The sequence below is a fragment of the Anaerorhabdus sp. genome (genome assembly GCF_036637135.1).
GTDB lineage: Bacteria > Bacillota_I > Bacilli_A > Erysipelotrichales > Erysipelotrichaceae > Anaerorhabdus.
This window is the reverse complement of the sequence record NZ_JAVWNC010000052.1, coordinates 1-14,158: the sequence shown is the minus strand read 5'-3', so window position 1 is coordinate 14,158 and position 14,158 is coordinate 1. Positions and strand designations below refer to the sequence as shown.

15 protein-coding genes are annotated in these 14,158 nt (G+C 33.2%); 10 read left to right on the top strand and 5 right to left on the bottom strand.

The genetic code is table 11. The features are described from left to right. The 3 genes from RR643_RS09210 to RR643_RS09200 form a co-directional block, all read left to right on the top strand. The coding region (locus RR643_RS09210) for a type II secretion system protein (protein WP_332483031.1) at nt 1–308 on the top strand (308 nt) is incomplete at its 5' end. Nucleotides 309–439: 131 nt separating this feature from the next. After that, entirely contained in the window at nt 440–781 is a 342-nt protein-coding gene (locus RR643_RS09205) for a phage holin family protein (protein WP_332468706.1), read from the top strand. 2 nt (nt 782–783) lie between these two features. Further along, nucleotides 784–1,212, top strand: a complete 429-nt coding sequence (locus tag RR643_RS09200) for a flavodoxin domain-containing protein (RefSeq protein ID WP_332468707.1) — start codon at nt 784–786, stop codon at nt 1,210–1,212. Between the two features lie 86 nt (nt 1,213–1,298). Here the strand turns inward: RR643_RS09200 and RR643_RS09195 are convergent, their stop codons facing one another. The 3 genes from RR643_RS09195 to RR643_RS09185 all read right to left on the bottom strand — a co-directional run bounded on the left by RR643_RS09195 (nt 1,299) and on the right by RR643_RS09185 (nt 6,971). Beyond that, nucleotides 1,299–2,327, bottom strand: coding sequence for an immunoglobulin-like domain-containing protein (locus tag RR643_RS09195; protein WP_332468708.1), 1,029 nt, complete (start codon nt 2,325–2,327; stop codon nt 1,299–1,301). 126 nt (nt 2,328–2,453) lie between these two features. After that, nucleotides 2,454–3,713: a replication-associated recombination protein A gene (locus tag RR643_RS09190; RefSeq protein WP_332483030.1), complete on the bottom strand. Its 1,260-nt coding sequence runs from the start codon at nt 3,711–3,713 to the stop codon at nt 2,454–2,456. Between the two features lie 9 nt (nt 3,714–3,722). Further along, on the bottom strand, nt 3,723–6,971 hold the full coding sequence (locus RR643_RS09185; RefSeq protein ID WP_332483029.1) for a DEAD/DEAH box helicase: 3,249 nt from the start codon (nt 6,969–6,971) through the stop codon (nt 3,723–3,725). 127 nt (nt 6,972–7,098) lie between these two features. On the opposite strand from RR643_RS09185, the gene dtd reads away from it, so the two are divergent. The 4 genes from dtd (at nt 7,099) to RR643_RS09165 (ending at nt 10,106) form a co-directional block, all read left to right on the top strand. Then, entirely contained in the window at nt 7,099–7,545 is a 447-nt protein-coding gene (dtd, locus tag RR643_RS09180) for a D-aminoacyl-tRNA deacylase (RefSeq protein ID WP_332468711.1), read from the top strand. Further along, nucleotides 7,542–8,630 (top strand): bifunctional methylenetetrahydrofolate dehydrogenase/methenyltetrahydrofolate cyclohydrolase FolD, encoded by a 1,089-nt coding sequence (gene folD / locus RR643_RS09175; RefSeq protein WP_442881416.1) that lies wholly within the window; start codon nt 7,542–7,544, stop codon nt 8,628–8,630. Before dtd ends, folD begins: the two co-directional genes overlap by 4 nt. A gap of 1 nt (nt 8,631) precedes the next feature. After that, entirely contained in the window at nt 8,632–8,832 is a 201-nt protein-coding gene (locus RR643_RS09170; protein ID WP_332468713.1) for a DUF951 domain-containing protein, read from the top strand. 131 nt (nt 8,833–8,963) lie between these two features. Further along, on the top strand, nt 8,964–10,106 hold the full coding sequence (locus RR643_RS09165) for a Fic family protein (RefSeq protein WP_332483028.1): 1,143 nt from the start codon (nt 8,964–8,966) through the stop codon (nt 10,104–10,106). A gap of 36 nt (nt 10,107–10,142) precedes the next feature. On the opposite strand, the gene RR643_RS09160 is transcribed toward RR643_RS09165, so the two are convergent. Continuing rightward, a complete protein-coding gene (locus RR643_RS09160) occupies nt 10,143–10,877 on the bottom strand; it encodes a TraX family protein (protein ID WP_332483027.1) in 735 nt (244 codons plus the stop codon). Between the two features lie 211 nt (nt 10,878–11,088). Between RR643_RS09160 and ychF the strand changes: the two genes are divergently transcribed. From ychF to RR643_RS09145, 3 genes are all read left to right on the top strand, one after another. Beyond that, complete coding sequence (ychF, locus tag RR643_RS09155; protein ID WP_332483026.1) at nt 11,089–12,189, top strand: redox-regulated ATPase YchF; 1,101 nt, start codon at nt 11,089–11,091, stop codon at nt 12,187–12,189. Nucleotides 12,190–12,290: 101 nt separating this feature from the next. Next, complete coding sequence (locus tag RR643_RS09150; RefSeq protein WP_332483025.1) at nt 12,291–12,485, top strand: type II toxin-antitoxin system HicA family toxin; 195 nt, start codon at nt 12,291–12,293, stop codon at nt 12,483–12,485. Then, entirely contained in the window at nt 12,482–12,892 is a 411-nt protein-coding gene (locus RR643_RS09145) for a type II toxin-antitoxin system HicB family antitoxin (protein ID WP_332483024.1), read from the top strand. Before RR643_RS09150 ends, RR643_RS09145 begins: the two co-directional genes overlap by 4 nt. A 3-nt stretch (nt 12,893–12,895) precedes the next feature. Here RR643_RS09145 and RR643_RS09140 read toward each other — a convergent pair whose 3' ends face one another. Next, a complete protein-coding gene (locus RR643_RS09140; RefSeq protein ID WP_332483023.1) occupies nt 12,896–13,894 on the bottom strand; it encodes a DUF3883 domain-containing protein in 999 nt (332 codons plus the stop codon). Nucleotides 13,895–14,158 lie beyond the last annotated feature (264 nt).

Here is a 14,158-nt window from a genome sequence, read left to right as displayed (position 1 = left end):
TCGTAGTAATTGCGATCTTAGCAGTATTAGGTTTATTATTAGTGCCACAAATTAGTGGGTATATTGATCAATCAAAAGCATCAGTTGGAGCTGCGAATGCAAAAGCATGTTATTCAAATGAAGTTGCAAGAAGAACTGCTGCTGAAGCGAAGTTAAGTATAACAGTTACTAAAATGACTGGTTGTACTTACAATGACGATGTTGATACATTATCAACACTTACTACTGCAACTTGGACAGATAGTAGTAGTAATGCATATGTTTATACTGCTTCAACTGGAGCGGTTACTGGTCCTGGTATTAAGTAGAACTAACCTAAATTGATGGAGAAATCCATCTTTTTTTATGTCTTCATGTGAACATTACATGAAACTGAAAGTAGCTATCTTTTACTTAATGTAGAAATATGATAAACTTACGGATAGTAAAGGAGTAGGTTATGAAAAGAATAATTTTAACATTAGCTGTTAATACGATATCGTTGTGGATTGTTAATTACTTGTTTAGTGGAATTGAGATTAGTTCTGGTGAGACGTTAATGATGCTTGCAATTATCTTATCTATATTAAACGTAACAATTAAACCCCTACTTACAATATTTACGTTTCCTGTAACATTTCTAACATTTGGTTTGTTCTCATTAATAATAAATGGGTTTGTGTTGCAATTAGCGTTTTCGTTTGTAAGTGGTGCTTCAATAGATTCGTTTATGACGACAGTCTTGGCGGCGATTGTATTGGGTATCGCAAATAGTTTCTTGAATGCATTAGTGGGGAAATAAATATGAAGATAGAAGTAGTTTATTTTACAAGGACAAAGCATACTGAAAAAATGGCTAAAGTTGTTGCGGATGTATGTGGGGTTGAGGCAATTAATATTGCAGAACAACATCGATTATTTGATACGGATTGTTTGTTTATTGGAACGGGGATCTATGGTGGAAAACCTGCTCCAGAATTGTTTAGATATATTGATGATTTACCAGTGAATCAAATTAAGCATGCGGTCATATTTTCATCGAATTTTACGAAAAAAGACCAAACTGAGCTGTTAATCAACAATTTGCGTGCAAAGGGCATAGAGGTGTATCCTAAGCGTTTTGTCACAACTGGCTCCTTCTTGTTCTTGAAGAGAAAACGACCAAATACGAAGGATTTAGAGGCTCTTAGAGCGTTCACAATTGAAGCGTTGAAAAAAATAGGTGAAAAATAGTCGATTTTCATCTTTTTTTGTGATTTTGCTGAAGTTTTAGTAAACACAAAGAAATATAAAAAAAACAAGCCTTTCGACTTGTTCGTTTAGTAGACGATTGCTGCCCACATATTTCCACTGTAACCAATTGCGATTGTATCGTAACTTGGTTGCAATAGAATTGAGCGATGCCCCGCAGAATTTAACCACCAATTTAGTTTAGCTTCTACTGTGCTACCAGAGCAAGTAAGAATTTCTAATGGTGAATGATCCCAAACTACACCTTGATCAGATAATGCAGTTTTGTAATGAGACCCATCAGGTCTACGATGGCTAACATCATTTACAGATTCTGATGCACGAATTGCGATTGCAGTTTGACCTGCATCATCCGCAAGTTTTAATGCTGACAAACCTTGATCAGCACGTACACCATTGATCAGCTCAAGCATGTAGTTGATATCATCACCTGATGCAACTCCACCTTGAACGATGATTTGTTTCGAAACTGTTACTGGTAATGTAACGCTAGATTGGTTACCAGAACTGTCTTGCGCAGTATACACGATAGCGTATTCGCCTTCAGTGTAAGTGTCGACATTGCTTTCAATGCTTAATGTGTCATATAAGTTTTCTTTTGAATTGTCGTAAATAAACTCTACATAGTCCCAAGGGTTGATTTCATCTTGGTTCAATTGAGCACGAAGAGAATCCTTAGTTAATCCTATTGCAGGAGCTTGTGTATCGACAATGTGTAATGAGACTTTTGTAGTAATCGTTTGTTTGATTAAAAGAGTTGACTCATTGATAGGTTTTACATTGATCATTACGTTGATATCTTGAATACCTACTTTGGTTGTATCAACAGCACCCACGATCATTTCACATTTTTCAATGTCAATTAAAGTTGGGTCTACACCAGCTTCTTCAAATACTGCGTTTTGAATAAGTGATGCTTTAATACGATCAAATGCGTCAGTTGAATTGACTTCAACATCTACTGTTCTTGTTGGTTCGTTCACAACAGTTGAAGTTGTAGTTTCTTCAGCTTGGACTTCCTGAATGTTTTCAGAAAGACTTCCACACAGTACTACCAAGAAACAGGCAGCTGTGAGTACTAACTTCTTAGCTTTCATAAATCCTCCATTTTTTCAGTCACTCAAGCATTTTATTCACTTTTTTTGAATTTGTCAAAAAAAAAGATGAAATTTTGTCAGAAAATCATCTTTTTGAGGTCAATTGTGGGTAAAAAAAGCGCCTATTTAACGCTTTTTTCGAGGAATTTGGGAAATTTTGTTAAATTTAGTGATTTTTCGTAGTTCTTCCAGATTTTTTGCTAATTGGTTCTCATAACTACTTGTTGGCCAAGGTGTATAGAAATGTTTGTTTTTTATGGCATTTGGTAGGTACTGAATTTGTGGCCAAACTTCTGGATGATCATAATCATATTTGTCTTCTTCTTTTAAATTGACAGGTGTTAAACGTAAATATTCTGGTACAGGAAGTGCTTGATTTTGTACCTCTGCCATCGCTGCATGAATCGCCATTGCTCCGGATTTACTTTTTGGTGAACAACATAAATCAACAATCGCTACACCAAGAGGAATCATACCTTCAGGAAATCCAACACGCTTTGCGGCATCAATTGCATTGATGACGCGTGCGACCGCTGCAGGATTGCCCAAACCGATATCTTCATATGCAATGACTAATAATCTTCGCTCAATGGAATCCATATCACCAGCTTGAATTAATCGAGCTAAATAATAAAGAGCGGCATCAACATCACTACCGCGTATTGATTTTTGAAAAGCACTTACGGCATCATAGTGACCATCATCATCACTAGACATATTTGTGTTTGGAAATTGTGAGTATTGTTCAACTGTATCTTTGGTAATTGTACCGTTGGATGCAAGTGCACAAATCTCTAAAATATTTAATGCGTAACGGACATCACCATTAGAATGACGAGCGATTAATTGTATTGCGTCATCTTCGATTAAAGTGTCAGAGAGTCCCTGTTTATGCGTACATGCGCGAGTTATTGCCTTGGCAATATCATCACTAGTTAACTGTTTAACTTCAAGCAATTGACAGCGACTTCGAATTGCAGGATTGATTGCGAAGAATGGATTTGATGTTGTTGCACCAAGCAAAATGATAGAACCATCTTCAATATGTGGAAGTAATAAATCTTGTTTATCTTTGTTCAAACGATGAACTTCATCTACGATAACCACAAGACCAGGCGCAAGTTTTGCTTCTAAGAAAATACCATCCAGTTCTTTTTTATTTCCCGTTACCGCATTAAACATACGATATGGAATTTGTAGTTCATTCGCTAAACATTTTGCTAAAGTTGTTTTTCCGGTACCTGGAGGCCCAAAGAAAATAAGTGAAAAAAGTCGTTTCTCTTCAATCAAACGACGAAGTATTTTATCTTTACCTACAAGGTGTTCTTGACCAATGACATCATCTAATTTCTCAGGTCTTAATCGAAATGCTAAGGGTTCTTTCATACAAACCTCCTACTTGAACAAGTCTAGTAATTGTTCTGGTGATAGTTGTGATATAGTGCCTTCATTGTTTTCTACAAAGGTATCTGCTAGGTTTTTCTTTGTTTCTTGAAGTTTAATAATCTTTTCTTCAATTGTGTTTTTCATAATGAGTTTATATACTTGTACGATATTCTTTTGTCCAATACGATGAGAACGATCGGTTGCTTGATTTTGTGCAGAGATATTCCACCAAGGGTCAAAATGGATAACCCCTTCTGCTGCAGTTAGATTTAATCCAGTTCCTCCTGCTTTTAGTGATATTAGGAAAACAGTTGAGTCATCTGATTGAAAATCTTGTACAAGTTGACGTCGTAATGTCTTATCTGTCTCACCTGTAAGTACATGGTATTTAATCTTTTCTCTTTTTAGTTCTTTAATGATAAAAGGGAATATCGATGTAAAGGATGAGAAAAGGAGTACTTTCTTCTTGTTTTCTTTAAATGTAGTGATGATATCCATGCATGCATTCATTTTACTTGATGCAACATCAATGTTTTCAAAGAGGACACGAGGTTCTGAACAAAGTTGTCGTAACTTTGTAATCATCGAAAGGACTTGAATCTTATCAAACTTGTTTGCTTTGAGTTGTTTTTCAATTGAACTAGCTACTTGCACAGCGTGAGCTAAATATAACTTCTCTTCATCATCATTAAAATCTATTTTAATGGTTTGTTCAAGTTTATCTGGTAATTCTTTTAATACTTCTGTTTTAAGTCTTCTTAATATAAAAGGTTCAACCATACGCTTAAGTCTTACTTGTACCTCTTCATCTTGATCCTTTACAATAGGTACTTCAAAGTTCTTCCTAAAGTAATGATAGTTATATAAATAGTTTGGCATTAAATAATCAAAGATGCTCCATAATTCTGCGAGTGAGTTTTCAATAGGAGTACCCGTAAGTGCTAATCGATATTGTGCTTTCAATGCTTTGGTTGATTGTGCATTCTTTGTATTGTGATTCTTAATGTATTGAGCTTCATCTAAGATAATATATTCAAAGTCAATTTCCTTTAGTAATTCAATATCACGTCTAACATAGTCATAACTGGTTACACAAATATTATATTTGTGAATATCATGAATGAGGGAAGCGCGGTATTCTGCACTACCATGGATGGCTAGGCAACTTAATGAAGAACTAAACTTCTCTACTTCATCTTGCCAGTTTAGAATCAAGGATGCAGGGCATACAACTAAAGTAGGTTTTGTTGGTTTAAGGGAATCAATGAGGGTAATTACTTGTAAAGTCTTACCCAATCCCATATCATCCGCAAGTATCCCATTGAATCCATAGGAATGCAATAATGCCATCCATTGAACACCAACAATTTGATAATCACGTAATGTTGATAGATAACTAGGGTTAATATCAAAATGATGATTTTGTAGATTGAAACTTGTTAGACAATCTTTGAATGAATCACTTCTTGCGATTGATATTGTATTTAAATTACTGATAGCTTCATTGGTTTGGAAACTACGATAAAGTGGTAATTGAACTTTACCTTCTTTCAAATCATCAGTCGATAAATGATTCGATTCCAAAATACCTTCAATCTCATTAAGTTCATCTGATTCCAAATAAAGTAATTCGCCGTTCTTTAAACGATGGAATTTCTTACGTCGTTTATAGTTTTTTAGGACATCTGATAATTCGGATAAAGGAATATCTGTGGATGAAATATCCAATTCAAGGATACCTGCGTCAACACGAACACCCAAATTAATAGCATAGTGTTTTGGTGTGCCAATGGATTTAAGTGCTTCAGAAACAAAGACATCACAATGTTCTTTTAATTTATCCAAGCCAGACTTAATGAAATCATAAGTTCTATCTTTATTCATATCCAAGAAAGCTTTGTGGTTATCGGTGTCAATGGAGTAAGCATAATCTCTAACAAAGTTCTCTACAAGAATCGCGTTTAAATCATCAACTTTTGTATTTTGGGTAAAGGCATAAGTTTTAGAACCATCATTCTTTATATAATGAATAGATATTTCTAAATCAGAACGATTATTTAAATCACCATACAATTCAATACGATGTATTTCATTGGTACTCAGTAAGTGTTGTGGAAAATTAATAAGATGTAAATCATCTAGAATATCAACAAGACATAAATGATAAAACGAAGTTACGTCACTCATATTTAATTGATTTGCAGTAATTCCAAATGCATTGTATAAACGGAGAATACCTGTAGGATTTTTAAAAATGTGTCGTGTTAATGTCTTATCATGAAATGAATAAGAATGCCCATTTACAATCATTATGCGATTTGGTTTTAGATTGAGTGAATAACCAGTGCCAAATGGTGAAAACTCGAGTTCACAAGGTGATTCATCCTCATTTAATTCAATGCCATGCGTATCATCCATCGATAAAAGAAGTTCATAGAAGTCTTCAAGACATGGCTCACTTAATGGAAAATGACGTAAGTTATTAGTAGGCATAGCACGAAATAAATAACGATATTTCATTAAGAATTGGATAAGTTTTTGAGAGTCTTCATCAAAAAATTCAATGTTTAAGTAAGAAGCAAAATTCTTACCATAGTTAGCATAATCATGCTGCTCAATTTGTGTAAGTAGTTGGTTGATGTTTTTAACAACATAAGGTTTTTGATAACCAATCTTTAATTCAAGGACACAACGTACAGGTTCATAATAGTGAGATTGGTAAGGGATAACTTGGGGTACAAGTGAAATCTTTTCACTTGGAGATACCACAAGAGGACGTATTGATTCTCTTAAACTATCAATCAAAGCTTTGGAATTTCTTTCAAGCCTTAGATTTGCGTAATAATCTAAATCCATAGGAGCATTGATCTTAGGCTTAGGTAGAGGTTTTAGGAAAGGATGGATATCTTCATCCAATTCTTCATCTTCACTAGCTGTATCATAAAAGTAGGGCAATTCATCATGATCGATCACGCTCATTCTTAATACTAATGCACCGACATGGGCACAAGGGTTTTCTTTACTACACCATCTGCAATCACAAGAGAAACTATCAATAGTTTCTGTTTCCGTATTCACTGTTACAGTAGCGTGATTAAATGTTCCATAATACTCAAAAACACCACAGGCAACGACAGGTTCTGTGTTTGTAATATCAACTTCAATATAATTATCTTTATCATATATTCGCTCAGCGATTTTTTTATTTTGATCACTCTTCATCAAGGAGTGAAATTGTGTTAATGAGGTTAAATACATAAGTTCTCTCCTTTTCTATCTCCCCTTATTTTACCATAAATAAACAACATAAACTGATTAGCTTTATGTAAAGTTATCTACAATTAATCCTATTTTCATAGTAGAATAGGTACAAGGAGATTTTGATATGAAAGTTGTAGTTCAAAGAGTAAGACATGCTTCGGTGACAATTGATAACGAAGTTTACAATCAAATTGATAAAGGATTCCTTTTATTAGTTGGAATTACTGATGGGGATACTGAAGAGATTGTGGAAAAGATTGCGAATAAAGTCGTTGACTTAAGAATTTTTGATGACATGGATGGCAAAATGAATTTAGGTATTGAAGAAGTTGGTGGGTCCATATTATCGATTTCTCAATTTACATTATATGGAGATTGTAAGAAAGGTAGACGTCCAAGTTTTATTGCAGCAGCAAGACCAGAGATATCCAAACCATTGTATGAGAAGTTCAATGAAATCTGTGCGAAGCGAGTAGAAACAAAACCAGGTATCTTTGGTGCGGAAATGTTGATTGATTTATGCAATGATGGACCAATCACTATCGTGATTGATTCGAAGGAAATACTATGAATAAGAAAATAATTAAGACAGCTTTATGTTGTTTTGCGGTTATCGCAATGATTATCTTAGGGTTTACAACATATACTTATTTTTCTATCAAAGATTACTTGGACTCGAAAACAGTATTTGCGGTAGTTATTGTGGGTGTCGTAGTTACACTAGCGATGGGAATAGCGATTGCAGGTGTGAGTGCATTCGCAATGGCATTATATAAGGATAAAGAAAATAGTGAGGATAAAAAGATGGCTCAAATAATATATGGAAGTGAAGTAGCGAAAGAATTAAAAGACGAAATGAAAATGGAAATCGCAAAGAGAGAAGATGAAGGTAAAAAGGTTCCAACTCTTTGTGTTATTTTGGTAGGGAATAATCCTGCAAGTGTATCTTATGTTACAGGTAAAGAAAAAGCATGCAAAGAAATTGGTTTAGGATCGAAGATGATTCATTTAGAGGAAAATACAACTCAAGAAGAATTGATGCGTGTGGTAAAAGAATGCAATGAAGATTCATCAATTGATGGTATTCTTGTGCAATTACCATTACCTAAACACTTAAATGAAAAAGAAGTATTATGGGCAATTGATCCAAACAAAGATGTAGATGGTCTACATCCAATCAATGTAGGTAAACTACATTTGGGTGAAGAAGGATTTGTACCATGTACACCACAAGGGATTATTGAATTATTAAAAAGAATGAATGTAGATTTAAGAGGGAAACGTGCAGTTGTGATTGGAAGAAGTAATTTAGTAGGTAATCCTGTCGCAAGATTATTAATGAATGAAAACGCAACAGTAACAATTTGTCATTCAAAAACAGAAAATATCCAAGCAATATGCAAGGAAGCAGATATCTTAGTTGTCGCAATTGGAAAAGCGAAGTTTGTCACAAAGGATTTTGTAAAAGAAGGAGCTTATGTTATTGATGTAGGAGTTAATCGTAATGATGAAGGAAAATTAGTAGGTGATGTTGATTTTGATGATGTAGTTGACCATGTATCTGCGATTACACCTGTTCCTAAAGGTGTTGGTCCAATGACAATCACTATGTTATTGAAGAATACAATTCAAGCTTGTAAGAATGCAGAGGTGTAGAATGGAACAATATGGTTTAAATGATATCGTAGAAATGAAGAAGGAACATCCTTGTCATAAATCAAAGTTGTGGAAAATTATTCGTATGGGTGCTGATATCAAGATTAAATGTCAAGGCTGTGGTTCTTCCATTATGTTTGATAGAGCTGAGTTTGAAAGAAAACTAAAGCGAGTAGTACAAAAAGCAGAAAAAGAAGATTAGAAGAGATATGAAAATATTTCTTCTTTTTTGTTGAAAATGAAATAAGAAAGATAAAAATATATACTTATTTCATTTTAATTAGATAAAATGAAATAACGGTGATATACTAGTTTTACATGGAGGTGAGTTAAGTGAATTTATCTAGAAAATACAAAACAAATTTATCTAGTGATGCGGAGTATAAATCATTTTCTCCAACGCATTTACCATTAGATCGCACGTTTGGGTTTGATGATGAAACGATACAAAGTTTAGTGAATGCAAGAACAGAACTCGCAAGATTAGATATGTTGACAAGTAAGATACCGAATATGAATATCTTCATGACAATGTATGTAAGAAAAGAAGCATTACTTACTTCTCAAATAGAGGGCACACAAGCAACTCTAGAAGATGTACTTGACCCAATGATTGAAGAAAATACCAATCTTAATATAAAAGATGTTATTAACTATATTCATGCGAGTGAATACGCTATTGATCGTTTGAACACATTGCCACTATGCAATCGACTAATTAAAGAAGCACATGCAGAATTAATGAAGAATGTTAGAGGACAAGAAAAAAATCCTGGGGAATTTAGAACTTCACAAAACTGGATTGGACCAAAAGGAAGCACATTAAAAAATGCTAGATATATTCCACCGAATCCAGAAGATATGAAACAAGCAATGGGAAATCTTGAGAACTATATGAATGAAGAGAGTGACGTGGATGTGTTAATACGCACAGCTTTAGTTCATTATCAGTTTGAAACCATACATCCATTTTTAGATGGGAATGGAAGAGTTGGAAGATTATTAATTATCTTGATGTTGATGCATTGTAAAGTATTATCAAAACCTGTTTTATATGTATCCTATTTCTTAAAGAAGAATCGTACTGAGTATTATGATAGGATGATGGAGGTTAGAGAAAAAGGTAATTATGATCAATGGATAGTTTTCTTCCTAGAAGCAATCTATGAATCCGCAAAAGATGCAATAGCGAATATAGAAAGATTAGAAGTTTTACATAATAAAGTTAGTCAACAGATTGAACAAATGGGAAGATTATCTAAGAATGCAAGGGTGGTTTTTGAATACTTGGAATCAAACCCAATCATTGAAATAAAAAAGACTTCCAAAGATTGTAACTTAACATACAATACAGTTTCTCACGTTGTTACTGAATTCTGTGATATGGGAATTCTAAATAAAGTTAAGAATGTAAGTAGAAATCGTATCTTTATTTTTACCGAGTATGTCGCAATACTAAAAGATGGAATTGAATAGGCATAATAAAAGCGTAACCATGAGTTACGCTTTATGCTATTTTATGAATGCCGCTAATGTATAGAAAATCCAGATATGTAATGGATAGAATACATAGAATAAATATTGAGTGAATTTGGTTTTCTTTCCAAGTTTACCATTATACATATGAATAAACGGAATCACTAAGACTGCATACCCTTCAGTGTAGAAAAGATCAAAGAAGGAACCACCAGTTGTTAATACTGAGATTAATACTGGGATAAATAAGATAAGTGTTATTCCCCATAGCCAAATATCTCTTTGTTTTGGTTTGTTATAGGTGTGGTAAAAAATGAAGACAACTGCTGGAATAATGAAACTACCCTCAGCGAATAATGTACAAAATACTAAGACCAGTATTCCAGTACTTGTACGTAAGACAGGTGGTATACCAGTAATCTTACCTTCATCGTGATAAAACAGAATTAACGCAAGGCAACTCAGCGCTAATGCTAAGATAATATTTGGAAAGTTAGGCATAAGTTCAGGATTAATAGTAACCATGATCATTGTATTACCGATCATCATAATACCTGCAAAAGTGAATAAGCGTTTGCAATAAGCATAACGATCATGTGTATGCATATAACCTTCTACTAATGTAAAAGCAAACCAAATAGCAACAGGTCTTGTGATGAAATGGAATACCGCAATAAGTTCATAAGGTAAAAATCCAGGTATAATTGATAGATGGTCTAATACCATCAAAAGCATCATAAATAGCTTTATTTGAAACGAATTAAATTTCATAAAACTCCCCTTTTAAGAATACAGAGGATATTATATGGAGTTTTGTGAGTAAATGCAAATGAAGATTATATAAAGGAATAAAGGTTAAAAGCACTAAAATCAAGAAAATCAAATAGAATAAAAACGAATATGTACCTTTTCAACAATTTAAACATTGAGAAGAGAGCTAAAAAAAGGTAAACTAATAGGTGTTCGAAAGGAAGTAGATAATATGTCATTAACAGCAGGAATCGTTGGATTACCTAATGTAGGTAAATCAACATTATTTAATGCAATCACACAAAGTCAGGTAGAAGCAGCAAATTATCCATTTGCAACTATACAACCTAATGTGGGAATTGTAGAAGTACCAGATCATCGTATGGATGAAATTATAAAAATAGCAATACCAAAGAAAATCATTTATACAACATTTGAATTCACAGATATTGCAGGTCTTGTAAAAGGAGCTTCAAAAGGAGAAGGGTTAGGAAATCAATTCTTATCTCATATTCGTCAAGTAGATGCGATTTGTCATGTAGTACGTTGTTTTGATGATGCAGATATTACTCACGTAGAAGGATCAGTAGATCCAATTCGTGATATTGAAATCATCAACTTGGAGCTTGCACTTGCAGATCTTCAAAGTATGGAAAATCGTTTAACTAAAATTGAACGTAAAGCACAAGCTAAAGATAAAGAAGCTGCAGCTGAATATGTAGTCGTAAAGAAACTAGTAGATGCATTACGTGAAGGAAAACCAGCACGTAGCGTTGAATTAGGTAAAGAAGAAGTAGAAGTAGCGAATGGGTATCAATTACTTACCAGCAAACCTATGATTTATATCGCAAACATGTCAGAGGAAGAAATTGGGAATCCATCTTCTAATCGTCACTTCAACACAGTTAAGGAATACGCCGCTAAAGAAAACAACGATGTTATCGCTATCTGTGCAAAAATTGAAGAAGAATTATCTACATTAGATAAAGAAGAGAAGACAGTATTCCTACAAGATTTAGGAATAGAGGAAAGTGGGCTGGATCAAGTCATTAAATCTGCATACCACTTACTTGGTCTAAAAACATTCTTCACTGTTGGAGTACAAGAATGTCGTGCATGGACTTTCCATGAAGGTATGACAGCACCTGAATGCGCTGGAGTAATCCATACTGACTTCCAAAAAGGATTCATACGTGCTGAATGCTTCAGTTATGATGACTATATGGAATATAAGTCAGAAGTAAAACTAAAAGAAGCAGGTAAGCTTCGTTTAGAAGGTAAAGAATACATTGTAAAAGATGGAGATATATTACACTTTAGATTTAATGTATAAGAGACACTCGAAAGAGTGTTTTTTTTAGGGGAATCCTAATTTATGCGAATAAATAAGTGAGAAAGCTATTTACATACGTATAAAAAAGGAGTATAAAATAGATGAAAGCGAAAGATGTTATTAAACAACTTAATAAACTAGGTTGGTATATTGAAAATTTTAACGGTTCCCATGCACAACTTAAACACAGAACTTTAAAGGGTAAAGTAACAGTACCACTACATAATAAAGATTTACCCAAAGGCACACTCAATAACATTTTAAAACAAGCAGGAATAAAGGAGAAAAAGTCATGAGAAAATTGACATATCTAGCAATTATTGAAGAAGGGGAATCAAGCTATGGTGCTTATTTTCCAGATTTACCAGGATGTGGTACTTCAGGAGATACCATTGAAGAAGTATGTGCAAATGCAAAAGAAGCATTAGAACTACATATTTATGGTATGGAAAAAGATAATGATAAACTTCCATCACCAAGCAGAAAACTAAAAACTAATGATGAAATGGTAACTCCAATAACTATTTTTCCTGATCTAGTAAAACATGAAATGGAGAATAGAAGAGTTAAAACAAATGTTACGATACCACTTTGGCTTAAAGAAAGAGCTGAGGCAGAAGGAATTAACTACTCAAGAATATTAGAAATGGCATTACTTGAAATGTTAAGTATCAAAAAAAGAAATCACAAAATGTTGAAGTGATTTCTACTTTAATTCTATTTTATAGTTAACGGGTGATATTTCATCTTGCGAAATATCATTAAACTTTATGCGAACATATTCTGGATTTTCGCTAAAGTTATAAACTCTGTAAATATAATAGTTTTCAGGATTTTGACGAGCGAAATTTAATTCTGTGCTACTAATGAAGAATGGTTGTTTAAGATCTTTATTCGTCGTTTTTACTTCGATATATTCTCTACTTTCACTGTTTGTCACAGAATCAAATTTAATTATATCAAAACCAGCTGAATCTGCTCCATATTTTGAATCATTTGCTGCATGGATAACAAGTTGTTTTTTTATTGCATCATCTAAATCGCCTAAATCTTTCATCAATTCATGGATGATAAATTGTTCGCCAGCATCACCAAGTTCTTTATTACGTTTCATTTGCTCGGTTTCTTTTTCGACATCTACTTTAAATGCTTTTTTATGAGTAATTCCATAGTGTTGTTCGATTTTATGGGTTTTTTCAAGGTCTTCATCGCTTATAATCTCAGGATAAACAAAACCACTTTCAAGTGAATTGATGAGAAATGTACCATTTGATATAAAATTAGTTATGAAGTAGTTTGATAGAGCTTCATTTAATTCAAAAGCATAGGCTTGAACGCTTCCACCTTTTTTTGTAAATGGAGAAAATTTTAAAGGTAATAATGATTCATATTCTTTGAAATAATCGGCAAGTCGCTTAGTACAGTTGGTTTTCAAATATTTAATATCTACTTGATATCCTTCCTTATTCCAAGAGACATCATTAAATGGATTATCTGAAATGAAGCAGTTGGATGTAGCAATTCCAATATAAGGTAGTTGATTTTTATAACGACTAAAAATAATGTCGCCTATTTTAATATTTTTAACAAATTCATAATTTTGGCAGAATGAACCATCTTTTTTTGTTTGCGGACACCAAATAAATCCACCCTCTATCTCTTGCTTAAATGATTTATTCTGTGATATTAAATAAAATCTTTTCATGCAATTACTCCCCTTTCCTTTATTCTATACTAATTATTTGAATATATGAAAATATTTTCGTTTATTTTATTATTTATATAGGATTAGTGAATAAGGAGAAGTGAATAAATGTATTAATAATTATCAAAATGCATTTTTTATATCATATAAAGTTAAATATGTACTTAATAGGTTTCACTAGTTTTCAATTTCTTGCTATAATAACAGAAATAGTATTTGGAGATACATAATGAGAAAATCAGGAATATTAATGCCTATTGCATC

What these genes read in the sequence shown, in the direction of transcription:
- RR643_RS09205 (WP_332468706.1), top strand. Translation starts at nt 440, where the DNA reads ATGAAAAGAATAATTTTAACATTAGCTGTTAATACGATATCGTTGTGG.
- RR643_RS09200 (WP_332468707.1), top strand. Translation starts at nt 784, where the DNA reads ATGAAGATAGAAGTAGTTTATTTTACAAGGACAAAGCATACTGAAAAA.
- RR643_RS09195 (WP_332468708.1), bottom strand. Translation starts at nt 2,327, where the DNA reads ATGAAAGCTAAGAAGTTAGTACTCACAGCTGCCTGTTTCTTGGTAGTA.
- RR643_RS09190 (WP_332483030.1), bottom strand. Translation starts at nt 3,713, where the DNA reads ATGAAAGAACCCTTAGCATTTCGATTAAGACCTGAGAAATTAGATGAT.
- RR643_RS09185 (WP_332483029.1), bottom strand. Translation starts at nt 6,971, where the DNA reads ATGTATTTAACCTCATTAACACAATTTCACTCCTTGATGAAGAGTGAT.
- dtd (WP_332468711.1), top strand. Translation starts at nt 7,099, where the DNA reads ATGAAAGTTGTAGTTCAAAGAGTAAGACATGCTTCGGTGACAATTGAT.
- folD (WP_442881416.1), top strand. Translation starts at nt 7,542, where the DNA reads ATGAATAAGAAAATAATTAAGACAGCTTTATGTTGTTTTGCGGTTATC.
- RR643_RS09170 (WP_332468713.1), top strand. Translation starts at nt 8,632, where the DNA reads ATGGAACAATATGGTTTAAATGATATCGTAGAAATGAAGAAGGAACAT.
- RR643_RS09160 (WP_332483027.1), bottom strand. Translation starts at nt 10,877, where the DNA reads ATGAAATTTAATTCGTTTCAAATAAAGCTATTTATGATGCTTTTGATG.
- ychF (WP_332483026.1), top strand. Translation starts at nt 11,089, where the DNA reads ATGTCATTAACAGCAGGAATCGTTGGATTACCTAATGTAGGTAAATCA.
- RR643_RS09150 (WP_332483025.1), top strand. Translation starts at nt 12,291, where the DNA reads ATGAAAGCGAAAGATGTTATTAAACAACTTAATAAACTAGGTTGGTAT.
- RR643_RS09145 (WP_332483024.1), top strand. Translation starts at nt 12,482, where the DNA reads ATGAGAAAATTGACATATCTAGCAATTATTGAAGAAGGGGAATCAAGC.
- RR643_RS09140 (WP_332483023.1), bottom strand. Translation starts at nt 13,894, where the DNA reads ATGAAAAGATTTTATTTAATATCACAGAATAAATCATTTAAGCAAGAG.